This is a genomic window from Kitasatospora sp. NPDC059812 (assembly GCF_042732075.1).
Classification (GTDB): Bacteria; Actinomycetota; Actinomycetes; order Streptomycetales; family Streptomycetaceae; genus Kitasatospora.
Window position 1 is genome coordinate 1 of the sequence record NZ_JBHWIO010000180.1, and the last position, 2,014, is coordinate 2,014.

Genomic DNA, 2,014 nt, shown 5'->3' on the forward strand with positions numbered 1-2,014 from the left:
GGTCGTATGGAGACTGAAATGATGAAATTTCAAAAAAAATCTCCCCCCTACGGGGGAAGAATGGTTTTGATCTTCATGTTTTAGCTTTTAAAAAAGCCGGCTGTATACACCCGTACATTTTCGATTTTGGCGAAGCCGAAATCGGGTCTTTTCTTATCTTGATACTATATAGAAACAACATCATTTTTCAAAATCAGGTCAACGCCTTGTGTGTCAAGGGTTAAACGGCTTTTTGACAGGTAAAAACTCCTTCTGCTATTATTAAGGTGTCGAATCAAAATAATAGAATGCTAGAGAACTAGCTCAGAAGGAGTTTTTTTGTTGATTTATTCATCTGAAAACGATTATAGCATCCTCGAAGACAAAACCGCAACAGGTAAAAAGCGGGATTGGAAGGGGAAAAAGAGACGTACGAACCTCATGGCGGAGCATTACGAAGCGTTAGAGAGTAAGATTGGGGCACCTTACTATGGCAAAAAGGCTGAAAAGCTAATTGGTTGTGCAGAGTATCTTTCGTTTAAGAGAGACCCGGAGACGGGCAAGTTAAAACTGTATCAAGCCCATTTTTGTAAAGTGAGGTTATGCCCGATGTGTGCGTGGCGCAGGTCGTTAAAAATTGCTTATCACAATAAGTTGATCGTAGAGGAAGCCAATCGGCAGTATGGCTGCGGATGGATTTTTCTCACGCTGACGGTTCGGAATGTAAAGGGAGAACGGCTGAACCCACAAATTTCTGAGATGATGGAAGGCTTTAGGAAACTGTTCCAGTACAAAAAAGTAAATACCTCGGTTCTTGGGTTTTTCAGAGCTTTAGAGATTACCAAAAATCATGAAGAAGATACATACCATCCGCATTTTCATGTGTTGATACCAGTAAGGAAAAATTATTTTGGGAAAAATTATATTAAGCAGGCGGAGTGGACGAGCCTTTGGAAAAAGGCGATGAAATTGGATTACACTCCAATTGTCGATATTCGTCGAGTGAAAGGTAAAGCCAAGATTGACGCTGAACAGATTGAAAACGAAGTGCGGGAAGCGATGATGGAGCAAAAAGCTGTTCTCGAAATCTCTAAATATCCGGTTAAGGATACGGATGTTGTGCGCGGCAATAAGGTGACAGAAGACAATCTGAACACGGTGCTTTACTTGGATGATGCGCTGGCTGCCCGTAGATTGATCGGGTACGGCGGCATTTTAAAAGAGATACATAAAGAGTTGAACCTTGGTGATGCGGAGGATGGCGATCTGGTCAAGATTGAGGAAGAAGATGATGAGGTTGCAAATGGAGCGTTTGAGGTAATGGCTTACTGGCATCCGGGAATTAAAATTTACATAATCTAATAAAAAAGAGCAGATCTTAAAGGTCTGCTTTTCTATTTAGGAGGTTTGTTGTTCAGAATAGTTCGAAACACATTCTAATTCTGTGTGATAATTTTGCAATGTTGAAAATTGGTACTTTCTTAAAATATTTTCATCCCCTGTATTATAGGCTTGGACATAACGATTCACATATTTTTCAAAAGACTGGATTATACGGTTTTCTGAATTTACAATTTTTAAAAATTCATCTTGTGGAATTTTGAATGATCTATGTGAGACAAAACGAGGATCTGTAATTATTATTGCTTTTGTATAGTCTAATCCTTTTCTGTATTTCTTATTGTGTTGCGTGTAAATCTTTGTAGGAAAGTTTTCTTTATGTTTCATTTTGGAGCGTAAAGGGATAGCGAATTGGTATCCTTTTATTTCAATCATTAAAACACCATAACCTCGCCCTTTGTCTTCAAGATTGCCATTTGAATTTTTATCTGCTATCTCTGTTAAATGGCTATGTTCGTCATAAAAGTCTTGTGTTAATTGATGCAATTTTATCTTCGCCATTGTTTTCCCCTTAAGTGATTTAAAAAATAAAAAAGACCTATTAAAAATACTAGGTCTTTTTGAAATATCTTACAACATATTTTTTATCATTCGATGGGATTTCTTTTTTTAACGTGGGGCACTCCCTACCACC

Annotated in this window: 2 protein-coding genes; one reads left to right on the forward strand and one right to left on the reverse strand. The window is 37.9% G+C overall.

Annotation, left to right across the window (positions count from 1 at the left end; genetic code table 11):
* Positions 1–318: 318 nt before the first annotated feature.
* Positions 319–1,341, forward strand: coding sequence for a protein rep (locus tag ACFV6D_RS38790; RefSeq protein ID WP_380563444.1), 1,023 nt, complete (start codon positions 319–321; stop codon positions 1,339–1,341).
* Positions 1,342–1,377: 36 nt separating this feature from the next.
* On the opposite strand, the gene tenpIN is transcribed toward ACFV6D_RS38790, so the two are convergent.
* Positions 1,378–1,881 (reverse strand): type III toxin-antitoxin system TenpIN family toxin, encoded by a 504-nt coding sequence (gene tenpIN, locus ACFV6D_RS38795; protein WP_052475755.1) that lies wholly within the window; start codon positions 1,879–1,881, stop codon positions 1,378–1,380.
* Positions 1,882–2,014 lie beyond the last annotated feature (133 nt).

Coding starts and splice junctions, on each gene's coding strand:
- tenpIN (WP_052475755.1), bottom strand. CDS start 1,881: ATGGCGAAGATAAAATTGCATCAATTAACACAAGACTTTTATGACGAA.